We start from the raw sequence: 25,142 nt of genomic DNA, 5'->3' as shown, positions 1-25,142 counted from the left end.
GTAGCGCTATGATACCATTTTTTGCACAGGCATTGATATTTTAGCAATCTTAAAGATTAAAGACGCATCTGTATGCCTTGTGCGGCCATATAAGCTTTGGCCTCTTGCACGGTATATTCGCCAAAGTGAAAAATACTGGCCGCAAGTACGGCATCGACGCCGCCTTCTATTACGCCTTCGGCCAAATGTTGCAAGTTACCAACGCCGCCTGAAGCAATAACCGGCACATTTACGCGGCTGGTAATTTGCTGCATTAAGACCAAATCATAGCCTTTTTTGGTACCATCACCATCCATTGAGGTCACCAATAATTCGCCAGCGCCGAGAGCAGCCATTTTACTTGCCCAAGCCACGGCATCAATACCGGTTGGTTTACGCCCGCCGTGAGTAAAGATTTCCCAACGCGGCATGATGATGCCATCAACCATTATATCTGCAACGCGTTTGGCATCGATAGCCACGACGATACATTGATTACCAAATTTCTGTGCCGCCTCCCCAACGAACTCAGGGGTAAATACCGCTGCTGAATTAATCGCTACTTTATCCGCGCCTGCATTGAGCAAATTACGAATATCAGCGATTTTACGCACACCGCCACCAACTGTGAGCGGTACAAACACGGTTTCAGCCATACGCTCAACGGTATGATAAGTGGTATCGCGATCATCATTGGTCGCGGTAATGTCTAAAAAAGTAATCTCATCAGCACCTTGCTCGTTATAGCGCTTAGCGACTTCGACAGGGTCGCCGGCGTCTTTAATATCGACAAATTGCACGCCTTTGACCACACGGCCATTATCCACATCCAAACAAGGGATGATACGCTTTGCTAACATAGGGTCTTTCACCTTATAATCAATTTATCCGTAAGCGCTAGTCTAGCAAAATCGCCGCCATATCAGGCAGCTTTTCGCAAGATTATTATGCTTTTAACCAAAGTTTGCTCATGCGCGGTACAATCACTGTCATTACCGTCGATATTTATCCTATTTACCTTCTTTTAATTGCCATAAGTGAGATGTCATGTCCGTCTATACCCAGTTAACCGATGACCAGTTTGCCGCTTTTTGCCAGCGTTTTGGCGTCTCATTTGCGCGTGCCATTCCGATTACCCAAGGTATCAAAAACTCTAACTGGTTTATTCAGACGACTGACGATGTAGATGGCGCGCACTCTTATGTATTTACCTTATTTGAAGAGCGTCCACCAGAAGACATCGAAAAAATGGCGGTTATCCTCAATCAATTGGATGGTAAATTGCCAGTAGCGGCGCCGTTAGCATTGCTTGATTTAGGCGCTGATAGCGCAGAAAAACGCTATGTCATACGCTATGATAATAAAGCAATTACCCTCGTACCTTGTTTGGCTGGCGCGCATCCACAGCAAACCACGCAAGCGATGTGTTATGAGATTGGCGCCGCTTTAGCCATGCTGCATGAGACCTTACAAGCACTGCAACCTGCGGAAGAATATGGCGTGCCTTTATACCCATGGGCGGAAGTACGCGACCGTGAAATGCAGTTTATGCCCGGTGACGAAGCCAAGCTCATGAGCGATATTTGGCGCGCTTACTCAGATTTGCCGCTTGCGACGTTGCCAAAAGGCTTATGTCATTTAGACATGTTCGCTGATAATACCTTATGGGACTTATCGTTAAATAATAGCCAAAAAGGCGCAGCGCGTTTAACGGGATTGCTAGACTTTACCGAAGTCAGCGTTGAGCATTATGTGATGGATATTGCCATTACCATTAATGATTTTTGTACGACGTGGGGCGATGCCGAGCAAGGCGAAACCGTCAATTTTGACCGCAGTAAAATGGCGGCTTTTTTGCAAGGCTATGAGTCGAAACGTGCGCTTGGCGAAGATGAAAAACGCGCTTTACCAGTGATGCTCGCCAAGGCGGCGGTGATTTTTTGGCTATTACGTTTAAACGTTATCCACTATAACCGTACCGAAGGTCGGACTGGTGATAACATCATGGTCAAAAATCCTGACCTGATGAAACGCTTGGCGGCTTATCATTGGTCACATGTTGAAAAAGAACAAAATACGGTCTTTGTATTGTTAGATAATGAATCGGCGATGCAAAAAAGCACTCAGATAATCGGTATTTTTAGCAATATCACCCAAGCTGAGCAAGCACGTGATAAATTAAGTAATAGCAGTGATTTTGCAATCAAAGAATATACGCTCGACCAATTGGCATAGATTGTTATTTTTCGACCATTCCTGTATCAAAACCATAAAGGCAAATCCCATGACCGATCAAGTTGATAACTGGCACAAACTGGCGCGCTACGATACCAATATGCAAGGCGAGCTGCATGCCAATCTGCTGCGTAACAATGGCATTACGGTGTCACTGCAACCGCTGAGTGCCATGCCCGGTATGAATTCTGGCATAGTGCTGTGGATACAAGATACGGATTTGGCGCATGCGCAGCGTATTTTGGCGAATATTGACACCGATGGGGCCACGCCTTATGAGATGTTTGATGAAGTAACAGAAGCTACTCTAAACCCTCCTTTAAATTCTGCAAAAGACAACAACGGCGGTGAAGTATAAATGTGTCAACTCTTAGGAATGAACTGTAATACCCCAACCGATATTGGCTTTAGCTTTGCAGGATTTCGTCGTCGCGGCGGCATGACCGACAGTCATGAAGATGGCTTTGGTATTGCGTTTTTTGAGCGCAGTGAATGTGCCAATAATGATAAAACAGCCAATGCTTCGACTGGTTTGCGACTGTTTCATGACAATCGCCCAAGCCATTTATCACCTGTTGCCGACTTGGTGAATAATTATCCGATTAAAGCGATGAATGTCATTGCCCATATCCGTAAAGCAACTCAAGGGCAGAACTGCTTAGCCAATACCCATCCTTTCGTCCGCGAAGTGTGGGGCGAGCAGTGGGTTTTTGCCCATAACGGGCAGATGAATAGCGAATTTATCAAACGCTGTCAGCGCCTGCAAGACAATGGCAATGCCTCACATTGTCAGCCAGTTGGTAACACCGATTCTGAAATGGCGTTTTGCTATTTGGTCAATCGCCTAAAAAGCAGCTTTAAAACCCGCCCAGATGATCAAACGCTGTTTAATTTTTTAACCACCCAATGTCGCTACCTTTCTGCCAACGGTTTGTTTAATTGCCTAATCTCAAACGGTCGGTGGCAGCTGGCTTATGCTGGTAGCTTATTGTTTTATCTCACGCGCAAAGCACCGTTTGGCGAAGCAAAATTAGCAGATGATGATTTGGCCATTAACTTTGGTGATGTGACTACCGACAGCGACAAAGTGACGATATTGGTCACCGTGCCATTGACTGAAAATGAAAAATGGCAACAGTTGGCGGTCAATGAGTGCTTAATATTCCAAGAAGGTGATGTTATTTATAAAGACAGTCCAAGTCAGCGTAAGTTTTTAACCATTGAAGAAGGAATTGCGGTAGCACGCGCGGTTGGAGCGAGTGTTTAGGAGTGGCAAGTATTTAACGTTGATTAAATATCAGTTAGATATAAGCGCCACAACAGCGCTTAAATTTTTCACCTGAGCCACAAATACACGGCTGTTTTTGCGTGACAGTCATAGAAACAGTCGGGTCGAGGAAATACCAACGCGCATCGTTGTTCGCTTTGTCTGTTACTTTTACAAAGGCAGATAATTCATGATGCGCCTGTATGCCGTCATCTTTATTATCAGAGATATTAAAGTAAGCCTTAAACTCAACTTGCGCATGGCGTTTACCTAGCTTTGGCGTATGCGTAATGATTTCTAATCCTGCCCAATCTGTCTCTTTTGCCCAAGACTCAATCGCCTGAATATCTAGTAAATTTTGCTGCGCAGGCAAAGTGGTTTTGACGATATATTCTGGTTTAACTAAGACAAAGGCGCTATAACGCGACCGCATTAGACGCTCAGCAGAGTCTGGCTTTGCACCGTCAATTTTATCAGCTTCGTTATTTAAAAGCCCGTCATGATAAGGCTGGCAGCAATCTTGATAAAGTAGCGGTACGCCAATAGCATTTGAGGCTGGGTTAATTTGGCAAGGGCAGATTGGTAGGGAAATTGACATTATTTACTCGTGTATTATTCATTTTTTAACGGTTCTATAAATTTTAATTGAGCCAGTTTTTTATCAATTCTGGCCATAGTCCCAGTTTAAGCTTTGCCCAAGGTTCGGGGTCACGCAGCTGCTGCCAAAACTCAGCAAATGGCGGCGCAAAATAGACCAAGAGCGCAAGGATGACGTACAGGAGCAGATACCACCATTTATCTTTATGCTGATAAAACTTCATCGCTGTACCCGATGAGCGCTTCATTTTCATATTGGACAAATTCACACTATATAGCTCATCCAATGCCAAATGTACCATGGCGCCGCCGAATAAAAACAAGCCATAAAACCAACTGACAGTTAGCGGTAAGGCTAAAATATCGTAGCTGACGTAGGTCATTCCAAGCCCTAGTATGGCCATGTAGGGCACCGAATGAATGACGCCGCGGTGTACGGTCATATTGGTAAAAATTGAAAATACCACATAACGCATAAAGCCGTAGCCCGCTAACCATAAAGCTATCAGCGCCAGTAAACTCAGCTCACTGCGCCAATGCATGACCAGACCAAAGGCAAAAATAAACGAGGTAATATTAAACCCAAGCTTAATCGGCGTCGAGTTATCAGAATCCAAATCAGGCAGCAGCCCACCGATAGTGCCGAGTGCCACGCACATCAAAAACCCTGAATCATCAATCAAGCCTGCTTTATAAACCGCAAGACTCATCGTACCACTTGCCATGAATGCAACATTTAAGTGGGTGTTAAAATTTGCCATAAAAACTCATCAATAAATAGCGCACGAAATCTGTATTTCGAGCGGCTTGTCTAGCTGTAAAAAAGCGCTCCATGATACCATAGCCACGCCAGTCGTCTAATAGAGATAATCAATATGACCGCCACTGATTTACCTGCCAAGCCTTATCGAAATACTGCTTTTGATGCATCTATTAATAACCCGTCTGCATACGCCAGCACGCTTGATGACAGCTTTGCTGCTATTGATTGGCAAGCGTCGTGGCTGTGTCACTTAAACCAGTTAGGCTATATAAGTAAAAGCATCAGCCAGCTAAGAGGCTTAAAAAATGACCCTGCTCAGACAGACAAACTCGAACATACGCCTGATATCATCGTCAAGGTTTTGAATACCGCATTACAGAAGCATGCTGACGCCTTACAACAGTCATTACCGCAAACCAAACCTGCGCTAAACAATCAAGCCCAAACCTTAAAATTCGTTTCACAAAATGAGCTGCCAGAAGGCGAAGCGTACGAGCGCTTTATCGGCACCACCGGTAATATCCCGACCCGTGATAATTTGCATGATTTATTTAACGGTAGTATTTGGCTCACCTTTCCAAAGACCAAAGCGCTGCTCAATTATTATCATATGCTTGAGATTAAGGAGCAAGGTATTGGCGCCAGTCGCGGCCGTGTCCGCGATACCATTACCGTTTTTGATGAAAATGGCGCGATATTGGTCACCGCTGAGTCTAGTATCGGTAAGGCATTGGTTGATTTTGATTGGCAGGAAAGTTTGGTTGCACCACGTGACAAATGGGACGAGCCAAAGCAACTTAATAAACAAGCTCAGGCAGCAGTTTATATTTTTGGTCATGCACTGTTAGAGAAGCTACTGCACCCACGCAAAGCATTATGCGCCCATAGTATCGTGATAAATGTCACGCAAGATTTTTTTACCTTGTCGCTATCTGAGCGTATCAATCATTTGGATCAAAAAGTGGCCGATTATATGGACGCGTTATTATCAGAGCCAGATGTGTCCCCGCGCAAACTGTCGCCATTGCCCATTTTGGGCGTGCCACACTATTGGGCAGAAAATGTCCAGCCGAGCTTTTATGAGGACAGCCAAGTCTTTCGGAGCGGTCGTCGTAGTCAAAGTTAAAAGATATGGGCACACCTTGTCCGGTAAACGTTGAATTTTAACTGCTAAAGCATTGTCGTGGTTACGATTGTGCCACGATTCAACACCATCTAGTCGTTAACAAAGTGCTGCTTATTTGTTATGGTAAAAGGACGTTACAGTTAAACGCTAAACAGATGCATATATCTTTTGTTAACGGCGATTTCGTTCACCTCACCGTTATCAATAAATATTTATTCAAATAAAAGCACCGTTAACTATTGTACTTAGCACTTGTTAAAAACGAGCGTTTATTAAAAAATAGTTGTCGCCATTCGATTTAAGCACATTCATTTAAATTAAGAAGAAATAAGCCACCAGTTATCAGCATAAATTGCCATGCATTCACAGTCGTATTAATGGCATAAGGATTTATGCTTAGGATCTATAACAACGATAAGGAAGCTACCATGAGTGATATTTTTAATGTAAAAGATACGATTGACGTCGCTGGCAAGGAGCACGTTTATTATAGCTTGCCAAAGCTGACTGACACTTACGAGAACATCAGCAAACTGCCATTTTGCATGAAAATCGTCTTAGAAAACCTACTGCGTAATGAAGACGACGGGCAATCTGTCGGCAAAAACCACATCGAAGCCGTTGCCAATTGGGACGCTGGGGCAGAAGCGTCAAAAGAAATCGCCTTTATGCCAGCGCGTGTCGTCCTGCAAGATTTTACCGGTGTACCATCAGTGGTGGATTTGGCAGCGATGCGTGATGCGGTGGTTGAGCTTGGCGGTCGTGCTGAGCAGATTAACCCCTTTATCCCAAGTGAATTGGTCGTTGACCACTCTGTACAGGTCGACGCTTATGGCCGCGAAGATGCACTAGACTTAAACGAGAAAATTGAATTTAAGCGTAATAACGAGCGTTATGAGTTTTTACATTGGGGCAAAAACGCCTTTAAAAACTTTGTCGTTGTGCCACCAGCAACCGGTATTGTGCATCAGGTTAACTTAGAATATTTAGCGCGTGTAGTAATGGCTGCTGAAGTAGACGGAGAGCTGACCGCGTATCCAGATACGGTATTTGGTACAGACAGTCACACTACCATGATTAATGGTATTGGCGTACTTGGTTGGGGTGTTGGTGGTATCGAAGCGGAAGCGGCGATGCTTGGTCAGCCATCCTCAATGCTCATTCCACAAGTGGTCGGTTTTGAGCTCAAAGGCAAATTGACCGAAGGCGTGACCGCAACGGATTTGGTACTACGCGTCGTTGAGATGTTACGCGCTCACGGTGTGGTAGGTAAATTCGTCGAATTTTACGGCGAAGGCTTACACAGTATGCCACTCGCTGACCGTGCAACCATTGCCAACATGTCACCAGAATACGGCGCAACCTGTGGTATTTTCCCGATTGACCAAATGGCTATTGATTATCTGCGTCTGTCAGGTCGTGAAGAAAGTCAGATTGAGCTGGTTGAAAAATATGCCAAAGCGCAAGGCTTATGGCATGATGCCGATACGCCGGCTGCGACATATTCAAGTAAGCTTGAGCTGGACTTATCATCGGTGAAACCAGCCCTTGCCGGTCCGAACTTGCCGCAGCAGCGTATCAATTTGTCTGATATGCATGAGAAGTTTGGCGAAACGCTAGAGAAAATGACCAAAGACCGTAAGTCAGAAATTGATGGTAAAGTGCGCTTTGACCAAGAAGGTGCGCAGCAAGAGCAAGCCGATAGACTGTATGCCAAGCCTAATGTCTTCTCTGACGTTAATATCGATGATAAGAGCCACAAACTGCGTGATGGTTCGGTGGTTATCGCCGCGATTACCTCTTGTACCAACACCTCAAACCCTGCGGTGATGATTGGCGCTGGTTTGGTGGCGAAAAAAGCCGCTGCCAAAGGTTTAAAAGCCAAGCCTTGGGTAAAAACCTCATTGGCACCAGGCTCAAAAGTTGTTACCGATTATCTTGAAAAAACCAAACTGATGGATGAGCTAGAGAAAACAGGCTTCTATTTGGTTGGTTATGGTTGTACGACATGTATCGGTAACTCAGGGCCACTCTTAGAGTCGATTGAACAAGGTATCAAAGAAAACGATTTGGTTGCCGCTGCGGTGTTATCGGGTAACCGTAACTTTGAAGGGCGTATTCACTCGCACGTCAAGGCCAGTTACTTGGCGTCGCCACCGCTGGTGGTTGCTTATGCGCTGGCAGGGACGGTCGATATTGACTTGACCACCCATCCGCTAGGACAAGACCAAGACGGTAACGATGTCTACCTAAAGGATATTTGGCCAACGTCCGATGAAATTAATGAACTAATTGCCAATAATATCGACGCCGATATGTTCCGTAAAAACTACGGCGAAGTGTTTGACGGTAGTGCTGCATGGAACGCCATTAGCTCAGCCGATAGTCAGCTGTATCCATGGAGCGAGAAGTCTACTTATATCAAAAACCCACCGTTCTTTGATGGCATGACCATGGAGCCAGAAGGCATTCCTGATATCGAAGGCGCGCGTATCTTGGGTCTATTTGGCGATTCAATCACCACTGACCATATCTCGCCAGCTGGTAATATCGATGCTAATTCTCCTGCGGGTAAGTACTTGCAAGAGCGCGGTGTGATGCCAGCCGACTTTAATAGTTATGGCTCACGCCGTGGTAACGATGCGGTCATGACCCGCGGTACTTTTGCCAATATCCGTATCAAAAACCAGATGATGGGCGGTAAAGAAGGCGGCTATACTTACTACTTTAAAGGCGACAACGCCACGCTTCAAGACGGCGAAGAAATGGCCATCTATGACGCGGCGATGAAGTATAAAGAAGATCAGCGCCCACTTGTGGTACTTGGCGGTGCAGAGTATGGCTCTGGTTCTAGCCGTGACTGGGCCGCGAAGGGTACGATTTTGCTCGGCGTAAAAGCGGTATTGACCAGCTCGTTTGAGCGTATTCACCGCTCAAACCTAGTCGGTATGGGCGTGTTGCCATTAACCTTTAAAGATGATGAAAACGCCGATACTTATCACCTAGACGGTTCTGAAGTACTAAGTATCACAGGCCTTGATAATGGCGAAAGTAAAACCGCAACAGTGACGGCGACCCGTGCTGATGGTTCAACTGAAACCTTTGAGGTAAACGTCATGCTACAGACGCCAAAAGAGCGCGAATACGTGCGTCATGGCGGCGTATTGCACTATGTACTACGTCAATTGGCAGCTGAGAGTAAAAACGCAGCGTAATATTTAATTAAAGTGAGAATAAGAAAAGCCCAGTCGTGATAACTGGGCTTTTTTATGCGCAATGCTTTTTAATTCGTTATTTTTACCTTTAACCCTTCTCAGTGAACAGTTTAATCCCCAAGCCAATAAACACCACACCACTAATTTTATTTAAAATAGATTCGATAGTTGGATTCTCTCGCAGCTTTTCACTGAATTTTGACGCCAGTAATGCCAAACATAAACACCATATAAAACCAGTGACGGCAAAGGTCAATCCTAAAATGATGAACGACACCATGCTATTGGCATAATTAGGATTGATAAATTGCGGGAAGAACGCCAAAAAGAATAATGCGACTTTTGGATTAAAGGTATTGGTAAGCACGCCCTGTTTATAGATTTGTCCATAATCTAAAAAACTAGTACGAGTAGGATGATCATGGCTGGATAAATTATCGGCCATTAAAGCATCTGGTTTCGTTAGCAGCATCTTTAGGCCTAAATAGCATAGGTAGCTGGCACCAATATATTTAACGACCATAAATGCAGTAGGGGAGTTGGCCAATAAGACGGATAAGCCCAGCGCCGCCAATAACGTATGCACTAAAATCCCTGAGATAATACCGAGCACGGAATAAAAACCCGCCGTTTGCCCCTGTGAAATACTGCGGGTAACGATATACATGCTATCGCTGCCAGGGATCAGGTTTAACAAGATGGCTGCCATGACAAACCCTAGGTAATTCTCAATACCGAACATCGCCAACGAGCCTTTTAGATAATAGGAGAGGCTCTTAGTATAGGCTTGTGCGCGGCGAAATGTCTAGTTTTTCAAGTTCTATTCTTTCAGACTTAAAGTGCTATTAATAAAAAATGGTATCAATAAAACGTGTTGCCAATAAAAAACGCTAGGCGAAAAAAAGCCCAATCACGATATAGTGTGACTGGGCTTTTTGACAAAGTTTAATAAGTATATTGTTCCTTACTTATTTTAGTTCATTTGGCCTTTTAGCGAACGTTATCACCAAGAGTAACGATAGGCTTGTCTAAACGATGGTTGGCTGCTGCACTTCTTGCGCCCATAATAGCAGCGATAAAAGTTAAGATAGTGCTGATTAACCAAAATAGACCACTATATAAAGCTGCTTTACGAGCAACCTCTTCCGCTTGTTGTAATTTTTGTTCAGCGGCTGCTTTTGCTTCAGCGATATTTTGCTCAGTTTTTATTTTATATTCGTTAAATGACTGCTGAACCTCGGTACGAACTTCGATAGCTTGCGCTTCTGTTAGACCTTCTTGTTGCAAACGGGTGATGAGCTCAGGACCTTTTAAGGTCTGCTCGATTGCTGCCATACGCTGTTTTGCATAGTCATCAATATTGCGCCACGTGTCGATATCGGTAAAGTCCATATTGGCTACTTGTGTCTTAGTACCATTGACCAAATCTTTAACCACACGACTGGTTGCTGCGACTTGCTGTTCGCTTAAGTTTTGCGTATTTTTTGCTACCATTGCTTGGATATCTTCTTCACTGATATCTCCTGAAACGCGCTGATAAATCTCCTGCGCTTTTTGCTGTACGCCGTCGTTTTGTGCGGCTTGACCAGCAGCGGCTGCACCGACGGTCGCTGTTGTGGCAGCCGTTTTAGCGACCGTACCAACGGTAGAACCTACCGCATTACCAGCTGTGGTTAAAATCCCAGTTGCGCTACTTAATGTAAAAAAAGTAGTAAACAGTACAATCAAAGCGGCGGTTAGCATACCCGTTAAGGTAGCATCTCTTGGATCTACATCGGTACCATCACCAAATAATGCTTCTGGCGCTGAGAATTTAATTGCAAAGTGACCTGCTACAAAAGCACTGATCAAAGCGGTAATAACCGCATATATACCGCCCGCGATACTGGTACCTTTTAAATCAAACGGTAAAAATGAGCTTAGCACTAAAGCCAAGGCAACCATTGCCATCACGATAATCAATCCCATGACCAAACCGGCAAGTACACCGCGCCAGGAGGGGCGTCTTTGAGGAGTATAAGTAGTTAACATAACCATTCCTTTTTTAAAATTTCCTAATTTTGTATGGGTATTTATAGTTTTCACTCTATGCTTAGAGCAGTTGTACACGTACTTAAATTCACAACCATTGATTGATATTTATCGTTTATTGTTTTTTGCCATCAATTAAAGGTTGTGAACATAATATAAGCATAAGGAATAGAAAGACTTATTAATAATACTGTTAAGTAGAAAAGCATGAGGAATGTGTATTAGAATGTTAAAATAAGTGACAAAATCAACGAAATGTAAGTGTAAGTAAGAAAGAATTAAGCAATTAATATTTGTCTCGTAATGATTTTTTAAAATAGGCGACAAAAAATACAGACAAAAAAAGCCCAGTCACCATATGATGACTGGGCTTTTTTATTGTGCGCTTATTAGTCTAATCTAATACTTAAAGGTACTAAGCAAAAGTGCTAATAAGTGACGCCGAATAGTGGCGTCCCCAGGGGGATTCGAACCCCCGTTACCGCCGTGAAAGGGCGGTGTCCTAGGCCTCTAGACGATGGGGACGCATAGAGTGTCATAACCACTATTTTACAATAGCATTACAACGGTACTTCACAATATCAGAGTGCTTATCTATTAATAGAGCAAGCCTTGCCTAGGTGCTGATATCGTCCTACTAGCGAGTATTTATTCAGGTTTCAGTAAACTGAACGTTGCGATAAATAGTATGGTGGAGCTAAACGGAGTCGAACCGTTGACCCCTTGCATGCCATGCAAGTGCTCTACCAACTGAGCTATAGCCCCTCGCTAAGAGTGTGCGTATTTTAGGTAAGACCAGCAGTCTTGTCAACCGCTATTTTAAAAATAATGCATAAATTTGCAAAAAAAGTTAGTAAAAGTATTTAAATGGCTAATTATGGGCATTTAAGTACGGAGATTAATATAAAAAAAGGGTCAGTATTAGCCTGACCCTTTTTTATTAATTATCCATTCTACTCTTAATTAACCAGTACAAGGTTATTTAGCAGCCAAACTATTCAGCCGCCAAGAAGTCTGGCAACTCTGCCGCTTGTTTCTCAAGTTTTTTCAGTTTCTTTTTGCCAAGGCCACCCAGTACATCAACCGCATGGCGTAAACGGGTCAGGGTCATATCAGCGCCGATAATCGCCATAGAGTTCATGACTGGCGTCGATGAGGTGCTACCAGCGATAGCGATAAAGAACGGCGCCATAAAGTCACGCATTTTAATATCAAGATGAGCAGCAAGGCCTTTTAGCGTGGCATAAATATTTTCTTCCGTCCACGTCGGCAAGGTTTCTAGCTGCCAAAGCGCCAGTTGTAGCATCTCGGTAATTTGTTCAGGCGTCAGCGACTTATGGGTAAAGCTTTCAGCGGTGATAGCAGGCAGGTTTTGAAAATAAAAGCCGCCCCAGTTAACCGCATCAGACAGCAGTTCAATACGTGGTTGAATTGCGGCGGCAATCGCGGTTAGTTTATCGCTGTCACTTGCCCAGTCGAGGATTTTGTTTTTAAGCTCTTCAGGGCTAAGCGCACGTAGCCATTCCGCATTTAGCCAGTTGAGTTTTTCGATATCGAAAATAGGACCGCCAAGCGACACACGCTGAATATCAAAGCTGGCAATCATCTCATCCAAGGTGAACTTTTCCGCTTCGTCAGGCATTGAGTAGCCCATACGGCCAAGGTAGTTGAGCAGCGCTTCTGGTAACACGCCGGCATCACGATAGTAGGTAATAGAGGTTGGGTTTTTACGTTTTGACAGCTTTGATTTATCAGGGTTACGCAATAATGGCATATGACAAAGAACGGGCATCTCCCAACCAAAATACTCATAAAGCAGCTGATGCTTCGGTGCAGAGTTGAGCCATTCTTCACCGCGCATAACATGACTGATTTCCATCAAATGGTCGTCGACGACGTTGGCCAAATGATAGGTTGGCATACCGTCAGTTTTTAGCAGCACTTGCATATCGACTTGCGTCCATGGAATCTCAACCGTACCGCGTAGCATGTCATGTATTTGGCAGACGCCTTCGGTTGGCACGCGCATACGAATAACGTGCGGTTTGCATTCAGCGACTAATTGCGCGGTTTTCTCTGGTGCTAAATGTGCGCAGCGACCGTCATAGCGCGGCGTTTCGCCATTGGCCATTTGCTCAGCGCGCATGGTATCAAGCTCTTCAGGGGTACAAAAACAGCGAAACGCATGATCGCTTGCTATCAGCTGCTCGGCATGTTTTTTATAAATATCACTACGCTCGCTTTGACGATACGGTGCGTGCGGACCGCCGATATCTGGACCTTCTGCCCAGTCAAGACCGACCCAACGCAGCGCATCCAAAATCATTTGTTCAGATTGCTCGGTTGAGCGCGTTTGATCGGTATCTTCAATACGTAAAATAAACTCGCCGCCGTGGGCTTTGGCAAAGGCTAAATTAAATAGGGCGATATAAGCGGTGCCGACATGCGGAAAACCAGTCGGTGAGGGCGCAATACGCGTACGAATAGGACGCTTGCTATCAAGGTTGGCTTGGGATGATGTTTGGGTCATAAAAATCTCAGAATATGCTAGTGAATGAATAAAATGGTGAGAAAAGTTAAAGCTCAAGGCGAATAAGGAGATTGTATAAAAAATACGGGTGAAACAGTCGCCGTCACAGTAGAAAAATAGCGTAAAATATAGCCCTAGTATAACAGAGAGCTGAGATATTTTTAACGAAAAGCCTCTCTAGCGCTTGACTCGCCGTATATCCTTGCGATAATAATGCTAGGTGAGTCATAACTTGTTTATTTTCATCTTATTTTTTACTATTACTGGCCAAAAAGGTCATCATCTACTGAGTCGTTTGTGTCCATATCGAATCCAAAGTCAAAAAACACGTTAAATTCTAAAGAAACCCCTTCTTCAGTCATTGATAGTTCTGAGTCAGAAGTCAATTCGTCTATTGTTGAAAACGATTCTGCTCAAGAGCCCGTCATAGAGCAAGCAGGTGCTGATGAATTAAATTTTGTTCATGACGCCGTGCTACTACAAGAAACGGTGGCGGCGGTATTGGGTGTCAAATCGCTGCCCAAACAAACAGATGACAGCCGTCAGAATAGCTTACAAAAAAGTGGCATTTATGTGGATGCAACTTTTGGGCGCGGCGGGCATAGCCGCCTGCTATTAAGCCAGCTTGCCGATGATGCAACCTTGATTGTGTTTGATAAAGACCCAACAGCCATTAGCGTTGCGCAAGAATTAGCAAAGTCTGATAGCCGCGTCAAAGTGGTGCATGATAGCTTTGCAACCTTGACCGATAGCCTAGCGGCAATGGGTATCACAAAAGTGGACGGCTTAATGGCGGATTTGGGTATTTCCTCGCCGCAGATTGATGACGGTAGCCGTGGTTTTAGTTTTATGCGCGATGGTGCGGTCGATATGCGCATGGACACCAGTCGCGGACAGTCGGTTGCCGAGTGGCTCGAGATGGTCGATGATGAAACCTTGGCCAATGTGCTTTATGAGTTTGGCGAAGAGCGTCATAGCCGCCGTATTGCTCGTGCGATTAAGCAGATGGACAGTTATGAGTCGACGCTTGCGCTGGCAGAAGTGATCAAAGCAGCGCATCCAAATTGGCAGCGCGGTAAGCACCCAGCGACTCAAAGCTTTCAGGCCATGCGCATTTTTATCAATAATGAGCTTGGTGATGTCGACGACTTTTTAGCACAAAGTATTCCGATTTTAAAGTCGGGCGGACAGCTGGCGGTGATTAGTTTTCACTCGTTGGAAGATCGCCGTATCAAGCAATTTTTGCAGCGCCATAGCAAAGGTCAGTATCCAGAAGATGAAAACTTGCCGATGCCGCCCAAGCGTCCGCGTTATTTTAGTAAACCAAAACGTGTTGGCCCCAGTCAGGCTGAGATAAGCAATAATCCGCGCGCGCGTAGTGCGTGGCTGCGCATGGCGACTCGTAGCGATACGGATTATAAAGCAGATGATAATTCTTAAGCTAAGTCTTAAAACTTGCTATTCAGTTATGTGGGTAAAATATGACTGAATGTTTTAATGATTACGCGGCTGTTAAAAAGCTGTAAACATTCTCTGCTAGGCTCAGCAGTTACTTTTTGCTTGGTTATGTGTTTATTGATTTTATTGGTAGTTATTTTTATTGATGGTGCTGATGGCTCATGAGGGTGTGTTCACTCGCAAATCTTAGCGCTTTTTTTATTTTGAAGTTCACTTTTTTGAGATCGTCATGGCAATATCTGACAAACCTGTAAACCGCCGCGCCGCAATGCCTCCTAATACTGATGTTGGCGAATTATTCGTGCGCCGATTTAACGTAGTCAGTATATACGTGGTCATATTAGTGTTACTGGCGGCGGCTATTATCTGGAGCGGCATCAAGACGGCAGAGGGCGTGCAGCAATATCATCAGGATTATAAAACCTTGCAAGACATGAAAAAACAAGAGCGTAAGCTACAAGTTGAGCACCAACGTCTATTGATTGAACAGCAAACCTTTAGTGCGACCCCGCAAATTGCCAGTCGCGCCGTTGCTGAATTGGGTATGTTTTCGCCAACCCTTAAAGATAAGCTGATTATTCAGCCGGGTGCGGCAGTTGCCGTCGCGCCAGTGCTCGAGGACGATGGCACAGATGCTGCCGCTGCCAATGAAACAGATTTTTTTGAGGCAGATGCTAACGCTGCGGAGGCAGGACGATGACTGATAAAAAGCCCACTGCCAAAAACGATAAAGCGGCCAAAAATAACAGCAAAAAATCCGCCAGCGGCAAAGTCACTAAGCCGCTACGCCGTGCCAGTGTTGCCAAATCTGGACAAACAAGCGGCAAAGCTGACAATAAAGCGGCCGATAACCGCAAAGCTAAGCTATTTAGCCGCCTAAAAAAGAACGAAGAGCAGGGCGCTTATACCAGTGTAAAAACCCAAAAAAGCAAAAGAGCCTTTTTGGGTAAAGCCTCTGGGGCATCGTCGCGCGGCGGTGTTGAGCTAGACAAAAACCGCTTTCGCACGATTTGGGCAATATCGTTAGTCATTTTAGGCTTATTAATTGGCCGTGCTTATTATTTACAAGTCGCCAATGCGCAGTTTTATCAAGATAAAGGCAATGAGCTGATTACCAGCGTGCGTACGCAAAAATCCTATCGCGGCATGATTACCGATCGTAATGATTTGCCTTTAGCCGTCAGTGCGCCGCTTGCGACCGTGTCGTTTAGCCCGCACGATTATGCGCGCGAATATTATGAGCTGAAACGTATTATATTGACCAATCCTGAAAGTCCGCAGCTTGTCGCGCGTATGCAAAAGCGTTTAGATAATATGGATTTAACCACGCTTGCAGCAGCGGCCAATATCTCAGTTACTGAGCTGAAAAAAGTCACAGCTATCGATGACAGTATTGACGTCACCGATGAAGAAGCGGTGAAGGCGGCGTTGCCATCGGGCGCAGGTTCACATTATCTGCCACTCCTTAATAAAGTCACGCCTGAGATTGCCCAAAGCGTCAGCTCGCTCGATTTCCCGGGTGTCTATGAGAAAAACTTCTTTCAGCGCTATTATCCGCAGCCGCAACCAAACTCGCAGCTATTAGGTTTTATGGGGCAGAACGCCAATGATCCTGAAGGCGGTTATGAAGGCCGTGCTGGTATTGAGCGTCAGTATGAAACGGCGCTGGCGGGTGAAGACGGTAAGGTGCTGGTATTAAAAGACGCCAAGCAAAACAGCTTAAAAGAAATCAAGCAAGTCGAGCCAGAAGTACCGGGTAAAGATGTCGCCTTAACGATTGATTCGCGCTTACAGTACTTGCTTTATAAAGAGCTTGAAAAAGCCGGTCGCCTGCAAAAAGCGCGCTGGTCGACCGGTATGATTGTTGATGTGCAAACGGGCGAAGTGCTAGCGCTATCGACGTGGCCATCCTTTAACTCTAATAATCTGAACGAGATGACGGGTGAAAACCAGCGTAACCGTGCGTTGCTCGACGTCTTTGAGCCGGGTTCGGTCATGAAGCCATTTACCGTGGCAGCCGCATTGGATTCCGGTAAATACACGACGACCTCATTGATTGATACCAATCCAGGCTCTATTCGTGTGCGTGGTTATACCATTCGTGACCACAATAACTTGGGACGCATTACGCTTGCGACATTGCTACAAAAATCTAGTAACGTCGCCTCAACCAAGATTGCGTTATCCTTGCCGCCTGATGCCATTACCAATATGCAAAGACAGTTTGGCTTCGGGGCAAAAACTCCGCTGCAATTCCCCGGTGAGGGCAGTGGACTTGTGGTCACGCCAAAAGAAAAAGAAACGTCAAGACGAGCAACGGTCAGTTATGGTTATGGTCTACAAGTGACCTTAGCGCAGGTCGCACAAGCGTATTCGGCGCTTGCCGCTGGCGGGGTGATGCATCCATTAACCTTAATTAAAGACGACAAAAAACAGCCCAGCAAACGTATCATGGCGCACGAACAAGCTATGTCTATCGTACAGATGCTAGAAAGTGTCACCGAGCCGGGCGGTACCGCCAAAGCCGCGGCTATTGATGGCTATCGTGTGGCGGGTAAAACAGGTACCTCACGCCGTATCAACCCAAAAGGCGGCTACTATAGCGACCAGTACCGTAACGTTTTTGCCGGTATGGCGCCCGCGTCCAATCCTAAGCTGGTCGGGGTGATGCTTATCGAAGACCCACGCGGTCAGATTTATGCTGGCTTAACGGTAGCGCCTGTCTTTCATAACGTCATGAAAGAGGCGCTGCGTTTATATAATGTGCCGTTAGATAAGCCATTAAAAACCGAAGAGCCGTAGCTAAAAAGTAAGTTCCATGGTTAAGTTTTATGACTAATTTTCATGACTAATTTCCATGACTAAGCTCCATGTTTCAGCTGTTAACTATTTGATGCGTTTTAACCGTTTAGGATTTGCCAATGTCTCTGTCTACCTCGCCAAAAAGCAACGCCGCAGTCACCTTACAACAGCTGATTGAAACCAGTAGCAACGATAGAGATAGGCAAAGCCATAGCTTAACGCAAGCATTAACAACGCTGGTAAGCGCATCTAGCAGTCAACTACCGAAAGCAAAAACTTCGATTGCTCATATTCCCTTTGAGCAATTCTGCTTAGACAGCCGTCAGTTAGCAGCAAACGATGTCTTTATATTATTAAAAAGTCAGACACCAAATTGCCAAAAAAGTCGCGACTACTTATATCAAGCCGCTGAGCAGGCGGCGTTTATCCTGTCGGAAATTGATCCAATCGCTTTGCTGTCTACCGCTAATGTGCCGCCACACGCCAATATTTCCTTCACAAACGATAGTGATCGCTCTAAAGCGCAGCAGCAATTAGCAGCACTGCCTTGTCCAGTAGTATACGTACCCCATATTCGTGATTTTTTAGGTGACTTGATTCAAGCGCGCTTACAGCATCAGCAGCCTGTGACCTTACCGACGGTCGTTGCGGTGACTGGTACCAATGGCAAAACCACCATCAGCCAATTGGTGGCGCAGTTGACGCAGCTGACGGGTATGAGTAGCGCGGTGATGGGAACAGCAGGTAATGGTAGACTCGGCGCGTTGGTGCAAGCCAGCCATACCACCGGCGATGCCTTAGCGGTGCAGCAGTTTTTATATCAAATGGGTTTGGAGAAGGCGCAATTATTGGCCTTAGAAGCAAGCTCGCACGGTCTCGATCAGCAGCGTTTACAAGGTATGCCAGTGTCGGTGGCGATTTATACCAATTTGAGCCGTGACCACCTCGATTATCATGCTGATATGGCAGAGTATGCGGCGGCAAAAGCCAAGCTGTTTGATAAAGCGCGTTTCCCCGAGTTAACCCACGCCATTATCAATATCGATGACGAGCATGCCCAGATTATGCTTGATACGGCGCATGCCAGTGGTTTGACCGTTTGGAGCTATAGTTTAGACCCAGCAAAATCTGCAACCTTTGTTGCCGCTGATATCAAGCCAAGCTTGCAAGGAGTTGAGATTGCGCTGTGTACGGATTTTAAAAATAAAGAAACCAAGAGCATTAATATCATTAGCCCATTACTCGGGCATTTTAACGTTGCCAATTTACTGGCTGCTATCGCCACTGTTATGGCTTTAGGAATTAACCTTGAGCGTATTGCTGATGTTATCCCGCAACTGCAAGGGGCGGTAGGGCGCATGCAGCGTGTGCCCTCCAATGATGGCTGTTTTATCGTCGATTATGCCCATACGCCCGATGCATTAAGCCAAGTACTTGCCAGTCTAAAAACCCATTGTAAAGGTCAGCTGTGGGCAGTATTTGGTTGCGGCGGTGATCGTGATGGCGGCAAACGTCCATTAATGGCGCAGGCTGGATTGGCGGGCGCCGATAAAGTGGTATTGACGGCGGACAATCCGCGTACCGAAGACCCAAATTTAATCTTGCAAGATATGCAAGCGGGCATGACCAACGAGCAGTATCAGCGTACCCATATCGAGCCTGCGCGCAAAACCGCCATCGAATATGCGGTCAAGCAAGCAGCGCCTGCTGATATCGTTGTTATCGCGGGCAAAGGTCATGAAACCTATCAAGAGATTAACCACGTGCGTTATGATTTTGACGACAGCGTTATTTTGCGACATGCCCTTAAGCAAGCCGGACGCTTATAGTATTTATAGCGAAGTAATAGCGCCTGCCATTCATTTTTTGTACGTTTTAAAAAACGTACGCTGAAAAATATCAAAGATAAGTAGTCATCATATATAAGGTAATCATTATGACAGCCGACAACGATAACAGCATTCAGTCGCAAGGGCTGTATGTTTGGCAAGCAGACAATCTGCTTGCGGCAACCAAAGTAGTGGGTGGCCATTGGCAATTTGGGGCAGTACCTATAGAGCCAAACAATAACGCAAACAAACCCATTAGCAGTACACGTATCGCTACCGATACGCGTACTATAAAAACCGGTGATATCTTTTTAGCCTTGACGGGTGATAATTTTGACGGACATGATTATCTGGATATTGCTATAGAAAAAGGTGCGGTTGCGGCTATCGTTTCACGTCCGATTGCTGCTGATATTGCGCAATTGGTTGTCAATGATACGCGTTTGGCGCTCGGTCAATTGGCGGCCTATCGACGGCAGCAGCACAAAGATTTGACCGTCATTGCCATTACGGGCTCGAGCGGCAAAACCACCTGTAAAGAGATGCTCGGTAGTATCTTTGGACGCTTGGCGCCAACGCTGATTACCCGTGGCAACCTAAATAATGATTTGGGCGTGCCAATGATGCTACTCGAATTATCCGATCATCATCGCTATGCTATTTTGGAGCTGGGCGCCAACCATATCGGTGAAATTGCTTATACCACTGAGATTGTGCAGCCTGATGTTGCGTGTATCTTAAATATTGGTACCGCACATTTGGGAGAATTTGGCAGCCGCGAAGGCATTTGCCAAACCAAAGCTGAAATTTACCATACCTTACATGATAACCAATTTGCCATAGTTCCTGATAAAGATGATTTTACCAATCAATTACGCCGTATCGCTGAAAAGCATACCCCAAACGTTATAGGCTTTGGCAATACCGATGTCAGTGCCAGTCATTTAGATGTTGAGCCTGAGCGCAGTGAGTTTAAGCTGCATATTGGTAGCCAAGTCCATGATATTAATTTGCCTTTAGCAGGCGAGCATAATGTCAATAATGCGTTGGCGGCTGCTGCTTGTGCCCATGCGCTAAATATCGATATTAGCGATATCGTCGTCGGGCTTGAAAACGCCCGTCCTGCAAAAGGGCGTTTGAATAGTCAGCTCCTTGGTATGCATCGCTTGATTGATGATACGTATAACGCCAATCCGCATTCGGTGCGCGCAGCTGCTAAAGTGCTGGCGGCGCAAACGGGTACGCAGGTGATGGTACTTGGCGATATCGGCGAGCTAGGAGAGGCGGCGATCAGTGAGCACCAAAGCTTAGGTCGTACCATTGCGACCACTGGCATCAATGTGCTGCTGTGCGTTGGTCAATATGCGCCATATACGGTGGCGGGCGCGCAAGAGATTTCTGCTATCAATGCCCATGCCTTTGCTGATAAAGACAGCTTACTGTCCTATTTGCAGTCTTATTTACAGGCACAGCAGGCGCAGCCTTGTACGGTGCTGTTTAAAGGCTCACGTTCCATGCAGATGGAAACCCTTATCAATGCGCTAGTCGAGGAGTAGGCGGTGTTAGTTTGGTTGTTTGGCTGGCTTGGTCAGTATTATACGCCGTTTTCTGCGGTTTCTTCGTTGACGCTACGGGCGTTGTTGGCGGTTATTACTGCGCTGGCGTTCAGTATGGTGTTTGGCAGTCGCGTCATCAATCGCCTGCGTGCATTGAAATACGGTCAGGCGATTCGTAACGATGGTCCGCAGTCGCATTTGGTCAAAACCGGTACGCCAACCATGGGTGGGGTGCTAATTTTGAGCGCAATTGGCGTATCGACGTTACTGTGGGCGCGATTAAACAATCCGTATGTGTGGATTTTGCTCATCGTGATGATTATCTTTGGCGCGGTTGGCTGGGCGGATGATTGGCTTAAAATCAAATATAAAGATCCCAAAGGTCTGATCGCGCGTAAAAAATACTTTTGGCTGTCGATGGGCGCGTTATTCGTCGGGGTTTCTTTATATTACATTGCTACCTTGCAGCCAGATATAGCGACCACGCGTGAGATGCAGGACTTGCTGTTACCGATTTTCAAAGATTGGATGATTCCTTTTTCGGCCGTCCCGTTTGGGATTGGCTTTATTATCTTTACCTATTTTGTGATTAATGGTGCCTCAAACGCCGTTAACTTAACCGATGGCTTAGATGGTTTGGCGATTTTGCCCGTGGTCTTGGTGGCGGCAGGTTTAGGCGCCATGGCTTATGTCTCAGGCGACGTACGCTTTGCTGATTATTTACATGTGCCTTATATTGCTTATAACTCAGAAGTGATTATTGTTTGCGGCGCGATGATTGGCGCAGGGTTAGGTTTTTTATGGTTTAACGCTCATCCAGCGCAAGTATTTATGGGTGATGTTGGGGCGCTGGCATTGGGCGCGATGCTCGGTACGATTGCGGTTATGACCCGTCAAGAGATTGCCTTTGCCATTATGGGCGGTTTATTTGTCGCCGAAGCCTTGTCGGTGATGCTACAAGTTGGCTCGTATAAGCTGCGTAAAAAACGCGTCTTTCGCATGGCGCCACTGCATCATCACTTTGAAGAGATTGGTTGGAAAGAAACCCAAGTGGTGGCACGATTTTGGATTATTGCCATTATCCTTGTGATTCTTGGCTTAATGACCTTAAAACTGCGTTAAGTTGTCAAACAGGTTTAAATCAAAAAATTTTCAAATCAAAAGCCATCTTAAAAGTTAAGATGGCTTTTTTAGGTCTTATGCGAACTTCTTTTTGTTGCGGCATTTATCCCTTACTTAGCCGGAACTTTGTTAAAATGGCAGCCATATTGCGCTAACGTTGAGATACTTGTGAGCTTATTTATTTGTCCCCTTTGTCAATCACCTCTGCATCCAGCTGCTGATACGTGGCGCTGTGATGGCAGCTTGAATCCTAAGCAAACCGCTCATCCATTTGATGTGGCGCGTCAGGGTTATGTCAATCTATTACCGGTGCAACAAAAAAAATCCAAAGCACCGGGCGACAGTCAGCAATCTATTGAGGCGCGCAAACGGTTTTTAAATGCCGGACACTATCAGCCACTAAATGACCTAATTTGCCAAAAGATGACAGCGTTATTGATGGCAAAAAAAGCCAGTATTAAGCAAAAAAATAAACCCATTAATTGGCTGGATATTGGCTGCGGAGAGGGCTATTACACGCAGGCAATGGCGCAAACAGGTATGGATATGCTTATCGCTGCCGATATCAGTAAACCTGCTGTTGTAGAGCTGGCGAGAACCAGTAAGGCTTTAGGTCGTCTTTGGTATCAAGGGGCTGAGGAGGCTAAGGAAGATGGGACTTATGCAGCAGCTACTTACCCGCTGGTGACTAGCGCGGCGCATTTGCCGCTACGCGCGCATAGTATCGATGGTATTAGCAGTATCTTTAGTCCCATTTTGCCAGAAGCATTTAATGAAGTGTTAAGCGACGAGGGCTATTTGATCATTGCCAAGCCCGATATCGGGCATTTGGCAACGATGCGTGAGGCGTTATTTGATGACGTCCGTGAGCATGATTCTGATAAGTTTTTGGACGAATTAGCGCCTTATTTTCAGTTGTTAGAGACCCATCATGTCAGTAGTAAGCTCAGTTTAGCGGCAGAGGCATTGGCAGATTTAATGACCATGACCCCTTATGCCTATCGGGCCCGTAGCGAAAAAAGGCAGCGGCTACTAGCAGAGGGGGCAGTACAACCTTTTGCAACAGAAGCTAAGTTTGTTGTCTATGTTTTGCAAAAGAAGCTGGCTCATTAATGAGCTTAATTTGCTAAAGGTCGACTTATAAAATCGGTCCCATGGTGGCGACGATATTATTCCAAATCCGATACGGTAACGGCCAGTTGTTAACCTCTTCAAGCGTTACTTCATCAGAATCAGCGATATACTGATATTGGCGCTCCATAATATCGGCGGTCAGTTTGTTATCACTAAAGACGATATTGTTTTCATAATTCAAATGAAAACTGCGTAAATCCAAATTGGTTGAGCCAATCAAGCTGATTTCACCATCGACAGTCAGGGTTTTGGCGTGTAGCAGCCCCGGCTTATACTCGTAGATTTTTACGCCAGCCTCAAGCAATTCCCAATAATAACTGTGACTGGTGGCGGCAACGATAAATGAGTCGTTTTTCTTTGGAAAAACCATCGTCACTTCAACCCCGCGATAGGCGGTCGCACATAGGATACTCACCAGCGAATAATCAGGCACGAAATAAGGCGTAGAAATGATGAGTGTGTGCTGGGCTTGGCTAATTAAGGCACCCAAAAACTGCGGCGTGTTGCCTTGACGCTGGGTCGGGCCATCAGAAAAAACTTGCGCAGCAAAATCATTGGGCGGCAGATTTGGCTGCAAATCGGTGCTGTACGGAAAGCTGTCGAGCGGCGTATTAGGGTTTTCAGTCAGCCAATCACTGGCAAATAACATCTGAGTTTGCGCAACGATGGGCCCTTCGATACGCAGCATAATATCGACCCAAGGGGCGTATTTGGGCTTTATGCGAAACTCAGGGTCGGCGCAGTTACGGCTACCAAAATAGCCAATTTTGCCGTCAATCACGGTAATTTTACGGTGATTACGCAAGTCAATACGGCTAAAGAGCAGAACCTTTATGATATTGGTTAATGGTAGCGCCACACTGAGCTGCACACCCGCGTCCTTCATCTCTTGCCATAGCTTTGAGCCGACCATCTTGCGCGAGCCCATGCCATCGACCATCGCTCGGCAGGTGACGCCGCGCTTTGCTGCCCGAATTAGGGCTTCGGCGGTAGCCGTACCCATGCCATCGACCAGCCAAATATAATACAGCACATGGATATGGTCGGTTGCCGCATCAAAGTCGTCAATCATACGTTTGCGCGTCTCATTGGCATCTGTCATTAGCTCAGCGCGATTGCCAACTGTCGTCTGAAAGCCGGTGGCTTTTGCTGAATAAGCAAAGGCTGCGCGGTACTCAGGCTTAACGGCATGTAATAACGCCACATCGCTACCAAGTACCTCTGGGCGATGTTGATGCAATTTATCAATAATTTTCTGACGTTCGCGTGTGAAGTTGCGCCCTAAATGCACCTCACCGAACATCCAATAAACTAGGACGCCAAAATAAGGCAAGAGAAATAAAATCACCAACCAAGCCAAACGCGCCGGCGCCGTTAAGTCATGACGCGCAAGAACACGCAACGATATCAGCACCAATAAGATAAAGTGAATGGTTAATAAAATATCGACGAGCATAGCGAAATCCGTTGTTATTATATTTATGAAGGTTATGGTTGC

General features: G+C 45.7%; 19 protein-coding genes and 2 tRNA genes. 12 read left to right on the top strand and 9 right to left on the bottom strand.

The features are described 5' to 3' along the window. Window positions 1–56: 56 nt before the first annotated feature. Entirely contained in the window at window positions 57–839 is a 783-nt protein-coding gene (gene hisF, locus AB8P72_RS12820; RefSeq protein ID WP_068407994.1) for an imidazole glycerol phosphate synthase subunit HisF, read from the bottom strand. 187 nt (window positions 840–1,026) lie between these two features. Between hisF and AB8P72_RS12815 the strand changes: the two genes are divergently transcribed. The 3 genes from AB8P72_RS12815 to AB8P72_RS12805 are packed head-to-tail and all read left to right on the top strand — an operon-like array spanning window position 1,027 to window position 3,481. After that, window positions 1,027–2,214, top strand: coding sequence for a homoserine kinase (locus tag AB8P72_RS12815; protein ID WP_068407996.1), 1,188 nt, complete (start codon window positions 1,027–1,029; stop codon window positions 2,212–2,214). Between the two features lie 49 nt (window positions 2,215–2,263). After that, the gene (locus AB8P72_RS12810) at window positions 2,264–2,572 is read left to right on the top strand and encodes a hypothetical protein (protein ID WP_369957846.1); all 309 of its coding nucleotides are present in this window, start codon (window positions 2,264–2,266) and stop codon (window positions 2,570–2,572) included. Continuing rightward, window positions 2,573–3,481: a class II glutamine amidotransferase gene (locus AB8P72_RS12805; protein WP_068407998.1), complete on the top strand. Its 909-nt coding sequence runs from the start codon at window positions 2,573–2,575 to the stop codon at window positions 3,479–3,481. Window positions 3,482–3,515: 34 nt separating this feature from the next. Here AB8P72_RS12805 and AB8P72_RS12800 read toward each other — a convergent pair whose 3' ends face one another. Further along, on the bottom strand, window positions 3,516–4,079 hold the full coding sequence (locus AB8P72_RS12800; RefSeq protein WP_068407999.1) for a YchJ family protein: 564 nt from the start codon (window positions 4,077–4,079) through the stop codon (window positions 3,516–3,518). Between the two features lie 43 nt (window positions 4,080–4,122). Beyond that, on the bottom strand, window positions 4,123–4,839 hold the full coding sequence (locus AB8P72_RS12795) for a metal-dependent hydrolase (protein WP_068408001.1): 717 nt from the start codon (window positions 4,837–4,839) through the stop codon (window positions 4,123–4,125). A 114-nt stretch (window positions 4,840–4,953) separates the two neighbouring features. Between AB8P72_RS12795 and AB8P72_RS12790 the strand changes: the two genes are divergently transcribed. Then, on the top strand, window positions 4,954–5,967 hold the full coding sequence (locus tag AB8P72_RS12790) for a DUF3025 domain-containing protein (RefSeq protein ID WP_369957845.1): 1,014 nt from the start codon (window positions 4,954–4,956) through the stop codon (window positions 5,965–5,967). A gap of 428 nt (window positions 5,968–6,395) precedes the next feature. Continuing rightward, complete coding sequence (gene acnA / locus AB8P72_RS12785) at window positions 6,396–9,182, top strand: aconitate hydratase AcnA (RefSeq protein WP_068408004.1); 2,787 nt, start codon at window positions 6,396–6,398, stop codon at window positions 9,180–9,182. Window positions 9,183–9,270: 88 nt separating this feature from the next. Here the strand turns inward: acnA and AB8P72_RS12780 are convergent, their stop codons facing one another. The 5 genes from AB8P72_RS12780 to gltX form a co-directional block, all read right to left on the bottom strand. Next, entirely contained in the window at window positions 9,271–9,924 is a 654-nt protein-coding gene (locus tag AB8P72_RS12780; protein ID WP_305935829.1) for a LysE family translocator, read from the bottom strand. Window positions 9,925–10,172: 248 nt separating this feature from the next. Further along, window positions 10,173–11,213: a hypothetical protein gene (locus AB8P72_RS12775; protein ID WP_068404312.1), complete on the bottom strand. Its 1,041-nt coding sequence runs from the start codon at window positions 11,211–11,213 to the stop codon at window positions 10,173–10,175. A 449-nt stretch (window positions 11,214–11,662) separates the two neighbouring features. After that, window positions 11,663–11,738, bottom strand: a tRNA-Glu gene (locus AB8P72_RS12770). A 164-nt stretch (window positions 11,739–11,902) separates the two neighbouring features. After that, window positions 11,903–11,978 (bottom strand) — tRNA-Ala (locus tag AB8P72_RS12765). Window positions 11,979–12,207: 229 nt separating this feature from the next. Then, window positions 12,208–13,743 (bottom strand): glutamate--tRNA ligase, encoded by a 1,536-nt coding sequence (gltX, locus tag AB8P72_RS12760; protein WP_068404310.1) that lies wholly within the window; start codon window positions 13,741–13,743, stop codon window positions 12,208–12,210. A gap of 426 nt (window positions 13,744–14,169) precedes the next feature. Between gltX and rsmH the strand changes: the two genes are divergently transcribed. The 7 genes from rsmH (at window position 14,170) to AB8P72_RS12725 (ending at window position 23,623) form a co-directional block, all read left to right on the top strand. Beyond that, window positions 14,170–15,183 (top strand): 16S rRNA (cytosine(1402)-N(4))-methyltransferase RsmH, encoded by a 1,014-nt coding sequence (rsmH, locus tag AB8P72_RS12755; protein ID WP_227514924.1) that lies wholly within the window; start codon window positions 14,170–14,172, stop codon window positions 15,181–15,183. Between the two features lie 247 nt (window positions 15,184–15,430). Continuing rightward, entirely contained in the window at window positions 15,431–15,901 is a 471-nt protein-coding gene (locus AB8P72_RS12750) for a cell division protein FtsL (protein WP_068404308.1), read from the top strand. Continuing rightward, entirely contained in the window at window positions 15,898–18,003 is a 2,106-nt protein-coding gene (locus AB8P72_RS12745; protein ID WP_198328238.1) for a penicillin-binding protein 2, read from the top strand. The genes AB8P72_RS12750 and AB8P72_RS12745 overlap by 4 nt, the downstream gene beginning before the upstream one ends. 119 nt (window positions 18,004–18,122) lie before the next feature. Continuing rightward, on the top strand, window positions 18,123–19,832 hold the full coding sequence (locus AB8P72_RS12740) for a UDP-N-acetylmuramoyl-L-alanyl-D-glutamate--2,6-diaminopimelate ligase (protein ID WP_068404305.1): 1,710 nt from the start codon (window positions 18,123–18,125) through the stop codon (window positions 19,830–19,832). A gap of 107 nt (window positions 19,833–19,939) precedes the next feature. Continuing rightward, the gene (murF, locus tag AB8P72_RS12735) at window positions 19,940–21,388 is read left to right on the top strand and encodes a UDP-N-acetylmuramoyl-tripeptide--D-alanyl-D-alanine ligase (RefSeq protein ID WP_068404303.1); all 1,449 of its coding nucleotides are present in this window, start codon (window positions 19,940–19,942) and stop codon (window positions 21,386–21,388) included. Between the two features lie 3 nt (window positions 21,389–21,391). Then, complete coding sequence (gene mraY / locus AB8P72_RS12730) at window positions 21,392–22,510, top strand: phospho-N-acetylmuramoyl-pentapeptide-transferase (protein ID WP_068404301.1); 1,119 nt, start codon at window positions 21,392–21,394, stop codon at window positions 22,508–22,510. A gap of 168 nt (window positions 22,511–22,678) precedes the next feature. After that, on the top strand, window positions 22,679–23,623 hold the full coding sequence (locus AB8P72_RS12725; RefSeq protein WP_369957843.1) for a putative RNA methyltransferase: 945 nt from the start codon (window positions 22,679–22,681) through the stop codon (window positions 23,621–23,623). Between the two features lie 25 nt (window positions 23,624–23,648). Here AB8P72_RS12725 and cls read toward each other — a convergent pair whose 3' ends face one another. Next, on the bottom strand, window positions 23,649–25,100 hold the full coding sequence (cls, locus tag AB8P72_RS12720) for a cardiolipin synthase (RefSeq protein ID WP_369957842.1): 1,452 nt from the start codon (window positions 25,098–25,100) through the stop codon (window positions 23,649–23,651). Window positions 25,101–25,142: the final 42 nt, after the last annotated feature.

The sequence above is a fragment of the Psychrobacter sp. CLB018 genome (genome assembly GCF_041222815.1).
Lineage (GTDB): Bacteria > Pseudomonadota > Gammaproteobacteria > Pseudomonadales > Moraxellaceae > Psychrobacter > Psychrobacter faecalis.
This window is presented reverse-complemented; position numbering and strand designations above follow the sequence as displayed.